The organism is Anaeromassilibacillus sp. An200, from assembly GCF_002160025.1.
GTDB lineage: Bacteria > Bacillota > Clostridia > Oscillospirales > Acutalibacteraceae > Caccousia > Caccousia stercoris.
Map to the genome: position 1 here is coordinate 1 of NZ_NFJU01000111.1, position 1,676 is coordinate 1,676.

3 protein-coding genes are annotated in these 1,676 nt (G+C 53.2%); all 3 read right to left on the minus strand.

Annotated features, from left to right (window positions below):
• Window positions 1-238: 238 nt before the first annotated feature.
• The gene (locus tag B5F35_RS18055) at window positions 239-535 is read right to left on the minus strand and encodes a hypothetical protein (RefSeq protein WP_087243057.1); all 297 of its coding nucleotides are present in this window, start codon (window positions 533-535) and stop codon (window positions 239-241) included.
• Complete coding sequence (locus B5F35_RS18060) at window positions 535-918, minus strand: hypothetical protein (RefSeq protein WP_087240265.1); 384 nt, start codon at window positions 916-918, stop codon at window positions 535-537. Before B5F35_RS18060 ends, B5F35_RS18055 begins: the two co-directional genes overlap by 1 nt.
• A partial coding sequence (locus B5F35_RS18065) for a GH25 family lysozyme (protein ID WP_275532276.1) occupies window positions 918-1,676 on the minus strand: 759 nt, incomplete at its 5' end. The genes B5F35_RS18060 and B5F35_RS18065, both read right to left, overlap by 1 nt.

Sequence of the window (1,676 nt, forward strand, 5' to 3'; positions counted from 1 at the left end):
ACCAACGGGCCATATCTGTCAGTTTCGGAGCCGGAGCCTCCGGCCCCTTTTCTGACTTTGTGGTGCACCATCAGGGACTCGAACCCGGGACACCCTGATTAAGAGTCAGAATTTTAGCCGCATCGTTATCAAAATCCTTGATTTCATGCGGTTTTCTTCTGCGCTGTTTTGTTACAGCCTGTTTCGGTTGCTAACACGGTTACTAACAAATTGTTGGAATTTGTAGATGACAAAAAATTTAATTTGTATTTGTGGTGTTGGCACTTTTCTTTGCCAGCGCATCATAGGCCCCGTTTGCACTGAGCGACACCAGCACCGCGTTAAGCGGGATGATTACCCATCCCGCCCAATCGGAAGCACCGCCAGTGGCCGCTGTTGCCGCTGCCAAAATCAGAAGCGCCACAAGGTAGGAAAGAAACTGCGTGGGGATTTTCTGCAAAAAAGGAATTCCCTTCACGAACTGAGTGATGATCCCCGTGCCAGTTGCCGCGCCCACAAAAGTCGCAAGCAGCTCCCATGTGAAAAACTGATCCATTATGTACCCTCCATTTCTCTGCGTCTGTATTCATCTTTCAAAAGCTCGTACTTTGCTTTGATTGCGCCGTTCCAGCCCCGGGCAACGTATTTTTCCCCGGCTTCCAGGCGAACCTCCAGCGGCATTTCCTCGCTCATGATTTGGATTTGCAGAATGTTTTTATAGTCCGCTTCTGCGTGTGCTTCTACGGTTTCCAGCCGCTTGTCAACGCTATTGATAGCGCTTTGCAGGCTTGCAAATGCTTCCTGTTGCTTTTCGGCGGCTTTCTCCTGCTGCTCCCGGGACTTTTTTCCGTTGGAAAAGATAGCAAGCACAATCGGCGTAGCTGCCGCAATAAGCGACACCAGAAGGGGAACAATGCGTTCTACGATTTCCACCGGCATCACCCCGCAATCCGTGCCACAAAGATCCGATCCCCGCCGCCAGCCGGATAGATTCCGGCTTCCTGTCCCGGATCTCCGACGGGGATAACGTGCCAGAGAGTGGCGTTCCCGTCGCGTCTGCACCGCACAAGTCGAAAGGCCGCAGGCTTTCCGCCAGATTCTCCGCACACAAGGCCAATATCCTGCCCGGTGATCTTCACCGTGTAAAGCGCATCCGGTGCGATGATGACAGGATTTTCCGGGCCGTTGGTGGTGTCCGAAATCCAGTTTTCCGCCGCTGCTGTTGTGAAGCCGTTCCATCCTTCGTTGCGAATCAGGGACGGATAATCGACAAACGCAATATTCATGTCCACATTGCCGGAAATGCCGTTGACGCTGCCAGTGCTGCTTGTCTGCTGCATTCCGCAGGCAACATCCGGGCCACCGGTGTAATCTGCCAGCCAGATTTCCCACTGTTTGAGCACGTCCAGCCGCCAGCGGTTTTTGAGATAGTCGTTATTGGTGTACACACCTGCGCGCCAGCCGCGCGATTCGATTTCTTCACAAAAAGCCTGCGCCAAAGACTCCCGGAGCGCCTGCGTAGGCGTTACGCCCTGATTTTTGCTGTATTCCTCGCTGTCATACTCATAGTCAAAGTAAACAGGGAAATCAAACTTTCCTTTATACGGTTCCAGCACCTGAGCGCACACCTGTGCTTCCTGCCTGGCTTCCTCCGGGGACGTGGCATAGCTGAACCAATACGCGCCGACATGCAAGCC

Excerpts from the sequence above, each read along its gene's own strand:
- B5F35_RS18055 (WP_087243057.1), bottom strand. The coding sequence starts at position 535 with ATGGATCAGTTTTTCACATGGGAGCTGCTTGCGACTTTTGTGGGCGCG.
- B5F35_RS18060 (WP_087240265.1), bottom strand. The coding sequence starts at position 918 with ATGCCGGTGGAAATCGTAGAACGCATTGTTCCCCTTCTGGTGTCGCTT.